This is a genomic window from Frankia casuarinae, assembly GCF_000013345.1.
GTDB lineage: Bacteria > Actinomycetota > Actinomycetes > Frankiales > Frankiaceae > Frankia > Frankia casuarinae.
In genome coordinates this window covers 4,944,334-4,957,428 of record NC_007777.1, presented here as the reverse complement: position 1 = coordinate 4,957,428, position 13,095 = coordinate 4,944,334, and the positions used below count along the sequence as shown (strand labels likewise).

10 protein-coding genes and 3 pseudogenes are annotated in these 13,095 nt (G+C 70.8%); 10 read left to right on the top strand and 3 right to left on the bottom strand.

Annotated elements, in window-relative coordinates:
• The first annotated feature begins 231 nt into the window (after positions 1–231).
• Positions 232–1,422 (top strand): ISAs1 family transposase, encoded by a 1,191-nt coding sequence (locus FRANCCI3_RS20990; protein ID WP_011434597.1) that lies wholly within the window; start codon positions 232–234, stop codon positions 1,420–1,422.
• Between the two features lie 249 nt (positions 1,423–1,671).
• On the opposite strand, the gene FRANCCI3_RS20985 is transcribed toward FRANCCI3_RS20990, so the two are convergent.
• Entirely contained in the window at positions 1,672–3,123 is a 1,452-nt protein-coding gene (locus FRANCCI3_RS20985; protein ID WP_011438517.1) for a DHA2 family efflux MFS transporter permease subunit, read from the bottom strand.
• A complete protein-coding gene (locus tag FRANCCI3_RS20980; protein ID WP_011438516.1) occupies positions 3,120–4,070 on the bottom strand; it encodes a zinc-binding dehydrogenase in 951 nt (316 codons plus the stop codon). The genes FRANCCI3_RS20985 and FRANCCI3_RS20980 overlap by 4 nt, the downstream gene beginning before the upstream one ends.
• A gap of 628 nt (positions 4,071–4,698) precedes the next feature.
• Between FRANCCI3_RS20980 and FRANCCI3_RS20975 the strand changes: the two genes are divergently transcribed.
• The 7 genes and pseudogenes from FRANCCI3_RS20975 to FRANCCI3_RS20945 all read left to right on the top strand — a co-directional run.
• Positions 4,699–5,790, top strand: coding sequence for a hypothetical protein (locus FRANCCI3_RS20975; protein ID WP_011438515.1), 1,092 nt, complete (start codon positions 4,699–4,701; stop codon positions 5,788–5,790).
• 84 nt (positions 5,791–5,874) lie between these two features.
• Complete coding sequence (locus FRANCCI3_RS20970) at positions 5,875–6,822, top strand: aromatase/cyclase (protein ID WP_011438514.1); 948 nt, start codon at positions 5,875–5,877, stop codon at positions 6,820–6,822.
• Positions 6,823–6,937: 115 nt separating this feature from the next.
• Complete coding sequence (locus FRANCCI3_RS20965) at positions 6,938–7,561, top strand: nucleotide disphospho-sugar-binding domain-containing protein (RefSeq protein WP_035942187.1); 624 nt, start codon at positions 6,938–6,940, stop codon at positions 7,559–7,561.
• A complete protein-coding gene (locus FRANCCI3_RS20960) occupies positions 7,489–8,199 on the top strand; it encodes an IS6 family transposase (protein WP_041258031.1) in 711 nt (236 codons plus the stop codon). Before FRANCCI3_RS20965 ends, FRANCCI3_RS20960 begins: the two co-directional genes overlap by 73 nt.
• Positions 8,200–8,246: 47 nt before the next feature.
• Positions 8,247–9,137, top strand: a pseudogene (locus FRANCCI3_RS20955) (beta-ketoacyl synthase N-terminal-like domain-containing protein); the annotation flags it as partial.
• 24 nt (positions 9,138–9,161) lie between these two features.
• Positions 9,162–9,458, top strand: a complete 297-nt coding sequence (locus FRANCCI3_RS20950; protein WP_011438510.1) for an acyl carrier protein — start codon at positions 9,162–9,164, stop codon at positions 9,456–9,458.
• Between the two features lie 89 nt (positions 9,459–9,547).
• Positions 9,548–10,105: pseudogene (locus tag FRANCCI3_RS20945) on the top strand (SDR family NAD(P)-dependent oxidoreductase); the annotation flags it as partial.
• Between the two features lie 121 nt (positions 10,106–10,226).
• Here FRANCCI3_RS20945 and FRANCCI3_RS20940 read toward each other — a convergent pair.
• Entirely contained in the window at positions 10,227–11,681 is a 1,455-nt protein-coding gene (locus tag FRANCCI3_RS20940) for an IS66-like element ISFsp10 family transposase (RefSeq protein ID WP_011438508.1), read from the bottom strand.
• A 136-nt stretch (positions 11,682–11,817) separates the two neighbouring features.
• Between FRANCCI3_RS20940 and FRANCCI3_RS20935 the strand changes: the two are divergent.
• Together FRANCCI3_RS20935 and FRANCCI3_RS20930 are read left to right on the top strand one after the other, a co-directional pair.
• Positions 11,818–12,069: pseudogene (locus tag FRANCCI3_RS20935) on the top strand (SDR family oxidoreductase); the annotation flags it as partial.
• Positions 12,070–12,121: 52 nt separating this feature from the next.
• On the top strand, positions 12,122–13,078 hold the full coding sequence (locus tag FRANCCI3_RS20930) for an aromatase/cyclase (RefSeq protein ID WP_011438506.1): 957 nt from the start codon (positions 12,122–12,124) through the stop codon (positions 13,076–13,078).
• Positions 13,079–13,095: the final 17 nt, after the last annotated feature.

Here is a 13,095-nt window from a genome sequence, read left to right as displayed (position 1 = left end):
ATCGATCCAGGTGTTCGTTGTTCTGGCCTGCTGGGCGGTGCCCTGGCCGGTTCTGTCAGCTGAGGTCCCGGTCCGCCCGGAGTTGGCTGGTGGGGTCCCGGTATGCCCTGATCGGGCGGGCGCGGGGGTCGGCGGGCGGACACGGCCAGGTCACGCGTCGCTGAGAAGAAGACAGGCACGGCGCCTGTAGATCACGGAGGTGTCTAACGTCTTCGTGGTCCGGGAGCGCACGTGCCTGTGGGGGCATTGTCGCGTGACGCGGCCGGTGTGGTGGGAGCCGGCGCGGTGTCGCGTGAGGGAATCTGGCAGCGGCTGCACGCGATGGGCGAGCACCGGGGCCGACGTGGGCGGGTCTACCCGCTGGCGGTGCTGGCGGCGGTGTGGCTGTGCGCGCTGACCGCGGCGGGCCATGACCGGGTCACCGCCGTGATCGAATGGCTCGCCGGCACCACGGAGGAGGAACGGCGCCGGCTGCGGCTGCCGTACGACCCGTTTGACGGCTACCGGCTGCCGAGCGAGTCGACGATCCGCCGGTTCCTCAACGACACCGACGACGCGCGGCTCGCCCGCGCACTGCTCGATCCGCCGCTGGCCGACCCGGCCCCGCCGAAGCCGGCGTCACCCGAGGCGGCGGGAGAAGCGGTGCGGGCGGTCTACGCACTGGATGGGAAGACCAGCCGCGGCGCGAAGCGCGCCGACGGGCGGCAGGTCCAACTGGTCGGGGTCGCCGACCAGGCGACCGGCCGGCTGGTCAACCAGCACGAGGTGGACTCGAAGAGCAATGAGACGAAGGCGTTCCGCCCTGTCCTCGAGCCCCTCGACCTTGCCTGCGACCTGTTGACCTTCGACGCTCTGCATACCGTGCGCGACCATCTCGACTGGCTGGTCACCGACAAGAAGGCCCATTACCTTGCGGTCGTGAAGGGCAACCAGCCAACGCTGCGCGCGTTCCTGGCCGCGTTGCCGTGGGCGGACGTCCCGGTCGCCGACACCACCCACGACCATGGCCACGGCCGTGACGAGACCCGCACGCTGAAGGCCGCGACCGTCGAGCACGCCGAGTTCCCGCACGCCCGCCAGGCCGTCCGGATCCAGCGCTGGCGCCGGGAGAAGGGCAGGAAACCCAGCCGGGAGACGGTCTACGGCATCACGGATCTGGCCTTCGAGCAGGCCTCGGCCGGGTTCCTCGCCGACGCCGCCCGCGGCCAGTGGATCATCGAGAACCGTCAGCACCACGTCCGTGACGTCACTTTCGGTGAGGACGCGAGCCGGAGCCGGACCCGCCGCGGCCCGGCCAACCTCGCGATCTTCCGCGCCACTGTCGCGCACGCGGTCCGCGCCGCGGGCCACCGCTACGTTCCGGCCGGGCGCCGGGCCTGCAAGACCGCCACCGCCGCGCTCGACCTGCACGGCTTTCCCTGACGATACGGACATCCAGGCCGTCCCGTCGGCGCGCGGACGAGCCGGTCATAACGCGAACGTGCCGGAGCCCTGCGCGCCGCCCCGGGCGCGTGCTGCCGATCACGATCGCAACGTTGATCATGAGTGTGTCGACCCCTCTCTCGATTTTGACGAGACGCTCCGACGCCCCGTGACCCGCTGACTTCCCTCGGCCAGCGGACATCGTCAGTACCGGCGACACCGCGAGGGCCGCCGATGCCCTGCTCGCACCTACTGGGCGCCGGTGGCCGTCGTCGTGGGCACCGTGTCCCGCGGCGCCGGTGCCGGCTTCTGCCCTGGCAGAAACACGGTCCCGGCGAGCGCGCCCGAGGTGAGGACGAACATCCAGGTGAGTGCAGGGGTGAACCCGTCCGCCTGGAGAATGAGAGCCATCACGGCCGTGCCGGTCGCCGCGCCGACGCGCTGGATGACGTTGCTCGCGCTGGTCGCGCCCGGAATGTCAGCCGTTCGTAGCGTCCGGTACACGGCGGCGCTGGCAGGCAGGCTCGCGGCCCCGAACCCGATCCCGCGGACAAACAGCGAGATGCCAAGCAGGGTCAGGTTGCTGTCGGCGGTGGCGAAGACGAACGGCAGAGTGCCCGCGCTCGCGACCACCAGACCCCCTGCCACGAGCGGGCGTGGCGCGAGCCGGTCGGCGTACCGGCCGGTTGCGAGGTACGCAAGCCCCAGGCCGACGCTCTGCGGTGCGAGGGCGAACCCGGCGTCAAGTGCGGACAGCCCCCGCAGTTGCTGGTAGTAGAGGGGGAGCACGAACATCGGGCCCCAGCTCGTCACGCCGAAGACGAACAGCATCACCGAGCCGCCGCGGAAGGAACGGTCGCCGAACAGGCGTAGATCGATGAGCGACGGCCGGCCTGGTGTCGTCGGCCGCAGGACGAAGGCGGCCAGCAGCGCGACGCCGACCAGCGCGGCGACGAGCACCTGTGCGGACACCACCGTGCTTCCGGACTCGACGTTCGACAGCGCGTAGATCATCGCCACGATGCCGGTGGGCAGCAGGACCAGGCCCACCACGTCCAGGGAACGCTCCGTGCGCGGGTCTTCGCGGGGGAACCACCGTGTTGTCATGAGCAGCGAGACCACGACGATCGGCACGTTGACGAAGAAGATCCACCGCCAGCCCCAGGTGTCGATCAGCAGGCCGCCCAGCACCGGGCCGGAGATCGGCGCCAGTTGGCCGACCAGGCCGACGACGCCCATGACCCGCCCGAAGTGCTGCGGGCCGGCGGCCCGGGCGAGTACCAGCTGGGTCAGCGGAAGGATCATGCCGCCACCCAGGCCCTGCAGCACCCGGAAGGCGATTAGCGCGCCAGCGGACCAGGCCAGGCCTGACAGCACCGATCCGGCCAGGAACAGCCCGAGGGCACCCGACCAGATCGCGCGGGCGCCGAACCGGTCGACCAGCCAGCCGACCACCGGGATGACGGCAGCCATCGCCAGCAGGTAGGACGTCGTGACCCACTGGATCACCGTGATGTCCGCTTGCAGGTCGCGCCCCAGCGTGTCGATCGCGACCGCCACGACAGTGGTGTCGAGCAGGGCCGCGAACGCCCCGACGATCAGGGTCGTGGCCAGCGGCACGAGACTCGGACCGGCCTGCTCCAGATCGTTCGACGGGTTCGGTCCATCCGCGGAGCCGGAGTGGGCCTCGGGCCGGGTCATGGGACCAGCAGGGTCTTGCCGGCCGTCTCCCGGTCCTCGATCGCCTGGTGGGCTGCGGCCGCCTCGCCCAGCGGGTAGGTCTGACCGATGATCGGGCGTAGCCTGCCGGCCGCCGCCTGCGCGAGCGCCTCCGCGGCGAGCGCACGCATCTGCTCCGGTGTCGGCGTATCACCGCTGATCACCGTCACGCCGGCGGGCGGCTCGGTCCAGCTGCCACTGGCCATTCCGTGGATGCTGATCCGTCCGCCGGCCCGCAGGGTGGTCAGGGCGTGGGCGCCGATGTCACCCCCGACACCGTCGTAGACCAGGTCGACACCCGTCCCGCGGGTGGCCTCGACGACCTCCAACGTCCAGCCCGGCCGGGAGTAGTCGACGTAGGCCGCCGCGCCCAGGGACATCACCAGCTCACGTTTGGCGGTGCCGCGCGCGGCACCGATCACCGTGGCGCCGGCGGCCGCCGAGAGCTGGACCAGCAGACTGCCGAGGCCGCCGCCGGCTGCCTCGACCAGCACCGACTCGGCGGGCTTCACCTCCGCCTGGCCATGCAGGAGGACCGCGGTGCGGCCGTCCGCCAGCAGCGCCACCGCGTCCCGCACCGGGACGGTGGAGGGCACCGGGATCAGGTCGTCCGCATCCGCGACGGCGAGCTCGGCGTAGCCGCCGGTGCCTCCCGTCGTCGTGACGACCACCACTCCGGCGAGGGCCGGGTCGACGTCCGCTCCGACGGCGACGACCTGTCCGCCGACGCCGTTACCCGGGACCCGGGGCAGCGGCGGAGGGTTTCGCAGCGCAGGGCCACGGCCAGCCCTGACCTGCGTCTCGACGAAGGTGATGCCGGCGTACTCGACCGCTACCAGCACCTGGCCGCGTCCTGGAACCGGATCCGCGACGTCGCGGACCGTGAGTACTTCCGGGCCGCCGAACCGGTCCATCACCACAGCGCGCACAATCCCGCCCTCTTCGTCAATCGGAGCGATTCACTCCGATTTGGAGATCTTATAACGGAGTGAATCACTCCGCAAGCTGCTGGGTGCCGGGTCGTCGCGCCGCGAGGGCCACGGGACGGCGCTGCCGACAGCCTCGCCCCCGGGGCGCCCGGTGCCGGACACCAGGACCGGACCGACTCACCCCAGCTGCCTCGACGGGACCTCCAGCAGGTGCCGAGTGGATCTCCAGCGCATCTCGACCAGGCCGCGAACGGGCCTCGGTCGACTCCGGAGCGCGGCGCTGGTGACGCTCGAGAGCGATCTGAGATCTTTTCCGCGAGGCACGGCGCGTTGCGGTCCAGGTCCCGCACGCGGAGTCCGGCGCCCCGCCGAGACAAGGAGACCGCGACGATCCCTGGAGGATCATCACCCGGCCGCCGAAGAACTCCCGCCGGCCGGGGAAACCTGACGCACACCGTCCGGCAACGGCTCACGCAAAGCAGGCCCGAGGCTTCCGGCGCCCCGCTCCGCCACCGCCGACGAAGGACCGCCACGCGCGAATGCTGTGCGGGCAGGCGCGAACCGTTCCGCGCGCCGCTGCGCACCACGTCGGCAGGCGCCGTTGTCATTCCCTTGTGAAAGGAAGCGCATGACCGGAACAAGCACGTCACCCCGAGTTGCCGGGACGACGCGGCGACGGCGAACCCGCCGCGTCCGCGGTTTTCGCGCGATCGGTGCTGCGGTGGTGGCGCTGGCCCTCCCGCTGGTCAGCGCCGGACCCTCGTCGGCCGGCACCGGCGGGTCGGTGATCGACCTCGGTACCCTGCCCGGCGGCAGCAGCAGCGGCGCCTACGACGTGAACAACAGCGCGGTCGTCGTCGGCTACTCGGCGAGTGCCAGCGGCCGCAACCACGCCGTCCGGTGGAACAGCCTGGGTGTACCGACCGACCTCGGCACCCTGCCCGGGGACGAGGCGAGCGTCGCCTTCACCATCAACGACGCTGGCACCGTGACGGTTGGCGCCTCCCTGATTCCCGGTGGCCCCACCCATCCGGTGGAATGGGACGCGGCTGGCCAGATCACCGCGCTGACGACGCCTGCCGGGAGCATTCTGAGCCGGGCCTATGCGGTCAACAACCAGGGCACGGTCATCGGCTTCTGGAGTGGGCCGGACCGGTTGTACCACGCGCTGCGGTGGACCTCGGCCAGCACGCCCGTGGCCCTGCCCCAGCTACCGGGGGATACCGCCAGCTCCGCGGGATGGATCAACAACAGGGGTGTGATCGTCGGCTATTCGAAGACTGCAGCCGGCGTTGCGCGGGCCGTCCGGTGGAACCCTGACGGAACCGTCTCCAGACTCGCCGACCTGCCGGGCAGCGACTCCAGTGAGGCGAGCGCCGTCAGCGACACCGGCATCATCGTCGGTCTCGCCACCACGGGTGCGAGGTCGCACGCGGTCCGCTGGGACCACGCCGGTGGGATCACCGAGCTGCCGCCGCTGCCCGGCGACACCGGTGCCGGTGCCTATGGCGTCAACGAGCGGGGGATCGTCATCGGCTTCTTAAGCGCGAGCGACGGCACCCGCAGCGCGGTGGCGTGGAGTCCGAGCGGCCAGGTCACCCGGCTGCCGACCGCCACCGCCGGGCCGGCGGAGGCGTACGGCGTGAACGACCGAGGCGCGGTCGCGGGGTCCTCCACCGCGGCCGACGGATCGGCTCACGCAACACTCTGGCTGGCCTGACCCTGCCGGTCTGCCCAGTCCGCCCTGTCCGGGCCGCCGCTGTCCGCTCGCTCCGCACCGTCTCCACCGAAGGGATCGTCTCCGATGACGCTGGCCCCATTCCTGCGCAGGGAACACGAGATTCGGGTGGGCGCTCCAGCCGGTTTCGTCTACCGGCTGCTGGCCGGGCTCGAGCACTGGCCGAGCATCTTCGCCCCGTTTGTTCACGCCGAGAGGCTGGGAACGGACGGCGAACTTGAACGGGTGGGGATGTGGACCACATCCGGCACCCGGGTCGAGCGCTGGGTCGCGTTCCGTCGGTGTCAGCAGGAGGATCTACGGATCTGGTTCCGCGTGGAGCAGCCACCGCCGCCGCTGGAGTCGATGGAGCGTGCCTGGACCGTCGTCCCGGTTTCCGACGGGGAATGCCTGCTCAGGCTGGCGCATGAGCTGCGCGTGACGGCGGGCGTATCGGCGGACATCGGTGCGGTGGTCCGGCAGGTCGACGTGGTGGCCGAGGCGGAGACGGCCGCGGTGCGGGCCGCCGCGGAGCGGGCGGTGAGTGCACCCGACTTCCTGCTTACGCTGCACGACGACGTGCGTGTTGACGGGCCGGCCGATCGTGTCTACGACTTCCTGTATGCGGTCGACCGGTGGCCCGACCGGCTGCCCCACGTGACGCGGGTGGACGTCCAGCAGGACGAGCCGGACGTCCAGCTCGTGGAGATCGACACCGCGGAGCGCCGGGGTGGTGTGCTGACGACACGGACCGCGCGGGTGGGCCGACCACCCCGCGGGATCGTCTACAAGCAGCTACGACTGCCGCCACTGGCCAGCAGCCATCACGTGCGGTGGGACATCGAGGACGGCGGCGATCACACTGTGGTCCGCTCGATCCAGACCGTGGTGATCAACGGCCCTGGGATCGCGGAGCTCCTCGGCGCGAGCACCAGCCTGGAGCAGGCCCGTTCGTTCATCCGCACCGAGCTCGGCTCAAAGGTCCGGCTGATCCTGGACCAGGCTGGGCAACACGTGGCGGACGCCGCCGGATAAACGGACGTCGCCGGACGACGAGTGCGCGGGCTGACACCGCGTCAGCGCGCGAATCAGAGGGGACGACGTGCGTATCCTTTTCGTGTCATGCCCGCTTTCCAGGCATCTTCTTCCGATGGTGCCCACCGCATGGGCGATACAGCTCGCCGGCCATGAGGTGCGGGTCGCGGTCGCTCCCGACTTCGCGGCGTGCGGCCTGTCGGTCTCGCCGGTCGGTCCCAGTCCGCCTCCCGGCCTGATCCAGCCTGCCGCGCCGCCATCCGACCCGAGTGCGCGGCCTGGTCCCCGCCTCGTCCAGGCGACCACCTGGTTCGCGGCGGTCGCGGCAGGGATGGCCGACGGGGTCGTCGATCTCTGCAGGGACTGGGAGCCCGACCTTTTGGTGCATGATCCGCTCGCGCTGGCCGCGCCGCTGGTCGGCAGCCGGCTGGGTATCCGCATCCGGTACCTGCCGTACAACGGTGGGGGACTGGCTCCGGAGTGGTTGCGGCGCCCGGCGGCGGGACCGCGGGTGTGCATCACCCCGGGCACTGTCGCGGACGCCACCCGCGAGCTGCGCTGGCTGCGCGAGCTGGTCGAACGGTTCGCCGCGGCACAGGTCGAGGTCGGGCACTGTTGCATCGGCGAAGTCCGCCATCGCGGCCACCGATCAGTCATGATCGAGTCATGCGTCGACGTCGTGTCCGTCCGCTGGCTCCGCCATCGGAGTTCGCTGGGTTCCGGTTCCCTCCCGAGGTGATCGTGCTGGCGGTGCGGTGGTACCTGCGGTATGCGCTGTCGTACCGGGACGTCGAGGAGCTTCTCGCTGAACGCAGCCTCGAGGTCGATCACGTCACGATCTATCGGTGGGTCCAACGCTTCACGCCCCTGCTCGTGGACGCGGCCCGGCCGTGTCGGCACCGTCCTGGGGACAGGTGGTTCGTCGACGAGACCTACGTCAAGGTCGCCGGCCGGTGGACGTACCTGTACCGGGCAGTTGACCAGCATGGGCAGGTCATCGACGTCCTGGCCAGCACCCGCCGTGATCAGGCTGCGGCACGCCGGTTCTTCACCAGCGCGCTGTCCCACGGGCGCCGGCCGGTCGAGGTCACCACCGACAAGGCCCCGGTCTACCCGCGGATCCTTGACGAGTTGGTACCCGAGGCCTGCCACGTGGATGCCGCGCGGGAGAACAATCGGATCGAATCCGATCACAGCCGGTTGAAAGCCGGGCTCCGCCCGATGCGCGGACTGAAACGGCTGCGTTCCGCCCAGACGATCAGCGCAGGTCATGCGTTGGTCCAGAACATCCGCCGCGGCCACTACGAACTCGGGACCGACACCGACCCGCACGCACGGCTGACAGCCGCGTTCACCGAGCTCACCCTCGCGATCTGATCACACACTCGACAGGGTCAACCATGCCCTGCCATCCCGCAATGCAACAGACCCTCAGCGCCTACCAGTCCTTCGCCTGGTTCTATGCGGTCAACACCGGCCAGATATCGATCCGGCACCGCCTGCGCGGCCCCGGCGGCGTGATCGTCAGCGACCAGGCCGGGGGTCTGGACGCAATCGCTCAGGCCAGGCGCCAGATCCGGAGAGGCGCCAGGGTGATCGTCTCCGGCGGGGTGGACAGCTCGATCTGCCCCTGGGGCTGGGTTGCCCAGCTGACCAGCGGCCGGCTCAGCACCGATGACGATCCGGTGTCCGCGTTCGTGCCGTTCGACCGGCGGGCCCGCGGGCACGTTCCGGGCGAAGGCGGGGCGCTCCTCGTCCTGGAAGACGCCCGCTCTGCCCGGGATCGGGGCGTCAGTGGTATCTACGGCGAGATCACCGGGTACGCGGCCACCTTCGACCCACGGCCCGGCACCATGCGCGTCCCCGGCCTCGCGCGCGCCATCGAGCTGGCCCTGGCGGACGCGCGGGTGTCGGCGGCCGACGTCGACGTGGTGTTTGCCGACGCGGCCGCGGTACCCGAGCTCGACCGGGCCGAGGCGGAAGCCATCCGAGGGGTGTTCGGGCGACGGGGTGTCGCGGTCACCGCGCCGAAGACGATGACCGGGCGGTTGTACTCCGGTGCGGGGGCGCTTGACGTGGTCGGTGCGCTGCTGGCCATGCGGGACTCCGTCATCCCGCCGACTGTGAACGTGACCGTCGACCCGGAGCACGGGATCGACCTGGTGACCACGCCCCGACCCGGCCCGGTCGGCACGGCGCTCGTGCTCGCCAGGGGGCACGGCGGCTTCAACTCGGCGCTGGTCGCCCGCTCCGTCCACAGCGCGGGTGGCACCGACCTCACCCGAGCCGACTCCCGCGGCCCGGTACCGGAATGACCGACGATCTGTGCGGAGGCGACCATGAATTCCCGGCCAATGACTATCGATGATCTGCGACGTGTTCTTCGCGAGGGTGCCGGCGCCGAGGAGGGGATCGATCTCGACGGCGACATCCTGGACACGTCGTTCGAAAGCCTCGGATACGACTCTCTGGCCCTTCTGGAAACGACGTCCCGGATTGCCAACGAGTACGGGGTGAAGCTTTCCGACGACGCCGCGACGAGCGCGCGGACGCCCCGGGAGCTGCTCGAGCTTGTCAATGTCGGCAGCGGCGGCGTCGTGGTCGGCGGCGGCGCGGACGCGGACCGCCTGCTCTGAGACGGCGTCCACGGCGGCACGCGTCCACACGATCCGAGTCGGGCCTGTCAGGCTGCGGCCGCGCCGGCCCCACCACCAAGGGAGGAACCATGCCAGCAAACCAGCCGCCGGGCGCCCAGCCACGGGTGGCAGTGGTCACCGGAGCCACCAGCGGGATCGGACTGGCCGTCACCCGAGCCCTGGCCCGTGGCGGCAACCGGGTCTTCCTCTGTGCACGCGACGTCGCGAACGTGGAGCTCACGGTCAAACAACTGCGCGGGGAAGGCCTCGACGTCAACGGGCTCGTCTGCGACGTGCGCTCCGCCACGCAGGTCGCGGCCTTCGTCACGACGGTCGCCGACCGGTGGGGACCGATCGACATCCTGGTGAACAACGCGGGCCGAAGCGGCGGGGGAACCACCGCAGACATCACGGACGACCTGTGGCTCGACGTTATAAACACAAATCTGAACAGCGTCTTCTTCATGACCCGGGATGTGCTCAGCCGCGGCGGCATGCGCGGCCGCCCGTGGGGACGGATCGTGAACATCGCGTCCACCGCCGGAAAACAGGGCGTCGTACTCGGGGCGCCGTACTCGGCGTCGAAGCACGGCGTGGTCGGTTTTACCAAGGCCCTCGGCAACGAGCTGGGAAAGACGGGGATCACGTAGCTGTTCAGCTCGGGTGGTAGGCGGTGCGCTTGGCGCTTATCGGCGTCAGGGCAGGCGGAGCGCCCCGTGCGCGATGCGCACGGGGTTCGTCGTTTGACGGTATGGCAGGCTGGCCGCGTCAGCCGGGTTCAGCGGCGGGCGGTAGCCAGGGGCCGGTCGTGAAGAGTCGTTCGAGAACGTCGAGGGTGTCGAGGCCCCACTTGGTCGCGGTCGACAGGTAGGACTGCACGACCGCGAAGTCGACGAGGCCGGCCAGGGTCCGCCAGCAACCACCGGAGGTGCGTTGCTGGACCTTGACCGGCCTGACGTCCCTTTCTGCTTGATTGTTCGAGAAGGGCACGGTCAGGTCGACGACGAAGCGGAGGATCATGTCCTCCTCGCGGCGCATCCGGCGGATCAGTGTGCGAGCGTCGTGGGCGAGTGACGAGCGGTCCCCGTGGTTGTCGGTCTCGCCGCGGGCGAGCGCGCCGCGGTAGTGGTTGCGGATGAGGGCGACGGCCTCGGGCGCGAGCGCGTTCGCCCCGGCGTCGCGGGCGTCGCACGCGGCGTGGTGGGCGTCGAGCAGGGTGGTCGCCATCGCGTCGGCCCAGACCTGCCCGCCACGGTCGCCGTCATGGATGGACCGCAGGTCGCGCAGGGTGTGCGCGCCGCACCAGGCGTGCAGCGCCCGGGTGAGGTGGGTGTAGCCCTGGTAGCCGTCCCGCATCAGCACGCCGGTGAACGCCGGCCAGATCCCGCCGGCGTCGATCGTCTCGGCGGTCCGGTCACCGGTGTGCAGCGCGGTCAGGTAGTCGGTGGCGGCGACGTGGACGTAGCGCAGCGCGCCGTCGGCGCGGGCGGTCGTCTCGTCGGCGTGCGCGACCGGCGCGGCGGCGATCAACGCCCGCACGTGCGGGAGGAAGGTGTTCTCCAACAGACGCGCGGCGCGGGCTCGCACGCCGCCGGCCCAGCCGGCGGAGACCGTCGCGCCGACCATCACCGTCAGGACCGCCGCGGCGCGGCGGATCGGGAGGTGGTGCGCGCACACGAGCCACACCGCTCGCGCGAGCATCCGCGGGCCCCAGACAAGCCGGCCCGCCAGCGGGACGGGTGTCAGCCCCTCGGTCGTCGCCGCGCAGCACGGACAGACCCGCGTCACGATCCGGTACTCGATGACATACGGGCGCGGCGGGGGCGGCGGGTCGAAGATCTGGTGGCGCCGCGTCGTGAGCCTCGCCGCTCCGGCCAGCGGGAACCCGCAGTCCGCGCATAACGACGGGTCGATCGTGTGGATCTCGTCCGGGTCGTCGACCATCTGACGGGTCGCGCCCGTCGCGCCGGGCTGCTTACCCCTCGGCCGGCCCATCGACGTCCGCGACGACCGGGGCTTGGCCTTCTTCTTCGTATACGGGCTGTCCGACGACGACGGCCACGACGAGTTCGTACTGTCCCTGCCGAGTTGGCGGTCCAGTTCGCGGACCCTGTCGGTGAGCTGCTCCACCTGCCCGACCAGCCGCTCGACCAGCCGCGCCTGCTCCGCGATCGTGGCCGCCTGGGCGGCGATGGTGGCGTCCCGGTCCGCAAGCAGACGCACGAGTTCCTCGTACGTCGGACGGCCGCCTGACTCCACGTCCCGGACGCTATCCGATCATCACCCACCAGCCCGCGAACGCCACACGATCACCGAACAAGATCTACAAGGCCGCCACCCAACCGACGTGAACAGCTACGGGATCACGGTGAACGCGGTCTGCCCCGGCTATGTCGAGACCCCGATGGCGCAGCGGCTCCGACAGGGGTATGCGGACGCATGGCAGATCTCCGAGCAGGAGGTACTGGACCGTTTCGAGGCGAAGATCCCGCTCGGCCGCTATTCGACGCCTGACGAGGTGGCCGGCATGGTCGGCTATCTGGTCTCGGACTCGGCCGCGTCGATCACAGCTCAGGCCATCAACGTCTGCGGTGGCCTCGGGAACTTCTGACTGTCGGGCCGGCTCGCCGGCCGGTTCCGGCGCGGCCCGGAGAGGGAGAGAAGTGGGACAGACAACGAACACCGCCGCTCGCGAGGTCGAGCACGAGGTGGAGATCGACGCCGAGGCCACGACGATCTACGGATTCATCGCGGACGTCACGCGGTGGCCGCTGATGTTCCCGCCCACCGTGCACGTCGAGCAGCGGGAGACGGGTCGGGGGACCGAGCGCATCCAGCTCTGGGCCCTCGCGAACGACGAGGTCAAGACGTGGACGTCACGGCGCTCGCTGGATCCGATCGGGCTGCGGGTGGAGTTCCGCCAGGAGGTGTCCGCGCCGCCGGTAGCGTCGATGGGCGGCGCCTGGATGATCGAGCCGCTGGCGTTGGACCGGTCACGGGTCCGTCTCCTGCACGACTACCGGGCCGTCAACGACGATCCGGCGGCCCTGGAGTGGATCGAGCAGGCGGTTGACCGCAACAGCCGGTCGGAGCTGGCGGCGCTGAAGCAGAACGCGGAGCTGGCCGCGGCCCGCTCCGATCTGCTCCTCGACATCGACGACACGGTGCAGATCAACGGGGCCGCCGCGGACGTCTACGACTTCCTCAACGAGGCGCAGCTGTGGGAGGGCCGCCTGCCGCATGTCGCGCGGGTCACGCTGACGGAGGACGTCGCCGGCATCCAGGTTCTGGAGATGGACACCCGCTCGAAGGACGGGTCGTCGCACACCACCAGATCGGTGCGGGTGTGCCTGCCCCACCGGAAGATCGTCTACAAGCAGACCGTGCTGCCGGCCCTCATGACGATGCACACGGGGCAGTGGCTCCTGGAGCCCGGCGCGGATGGCGTGCGGGCGACCTCACGGCACACGGTCGCGATCAACGAGGCGGGCATCGGCGCGGTCCTCGGAGGAGACGCGACGGTGTCGGACGCCCGGGACTTCGTGCGCACCGCGTTGAGCACCAACAGCTCGGCGACCCTCGCGCACGCGAAGGAGTACGCGGAGCGCGCACGACGCTGAGCGGGCCCGTCACGGCC

Bases quoted from the DNA above. Each gene is read 5' to 3' on its own strand.
- FRANCCI3_RS20985 (WP_011438517.1), bottom strand. From the start codon at position 3,123: ATGACCCGGCCCGAGGCCCACTCCGGCTCCGCGGATGGACCGAACCCG.
- FRANCCI3_RS20960 (WP_041258031.1), top strand. From the start codon at position 7,489: ATGCGTCGACGTCGTGTCCGTCCGCTGGCTCCGCCATCGGAGTTCGCT.
- FRANCCI3_RS20950 (WP_011438510.1), top strand. From the start codon at position 9,162: ATGAATTCCCGGCCAATGACTATCGATGATCTGCGACGTGTTCTTCGC.
- FRANCCI3_RS20965 (WP_035942187.1), top strand. From the start codon at position 6,938: ATGGTGCCCACCGCATGGGCGATACAGCTCGCCGGCCATGAGGTGCGG.
- FRANCCI3_RS20970 (WP_011438514.1), top strand. From the start codon at position 5,875: ATGACGCTGGCCCCATTCCTGCGCAGGGAACACGAGATTCGGGTGGGC.
- FRANCCI3_RS20975 (WP_011438515.1), top strand. From the start codon at position 4,699: ATGACCGGAACAAGCACGTCACCCCGAGTTGCCGGGACGACGCGGCGA.